This window comes from Acinetobacter sp. USHLN143 (assembly GCF_037145695.1).
Classification (GTDB): domain Bacteria; phylum Pseudomonadota; class Gammaproteobacteria; order Pseudomonadales; family Moraxellaceae; genus Acinetobacter; species Acinetobacter fasciculus.
Window position 1 is genome coordinate 1 of record NZ_JBBCWZ010000320.1, and the last position, 223, is coordinate 223.

Below are 223 nucleotides of genomic sequence, written 5' to 3' on the forward strand. Positions count from 1 at the left end.
TGCCTGACCAAAAATAGCTAACCAAGTCCATATGTTGACTATATGGTTTATCTAAAACAGTATCATCAATACTGACTATAAGTTTATTATTATCAATATGTTGAATTGCTTTTTGATATAGGTCGTGAGGTGTATATTCTTCACGCTCTAGAAAGCGATTTACACTATCATGCGAGATATTATAAGTCTCGGCAAGTTGTGTGCAGCTAATAGAGTTCGGTTC

At 34.5% G+C, this 223-nt stretch carries 1 pseudogene; it reads right to left on the bottom strand.

Features of this window, described 5'->3' with window-relative positions:
- Positions 1-223 (bottom strand): annotated as a pseudogene (locus WFH18_RS18665) (IS701 family transposase); the annotation flags it as partial.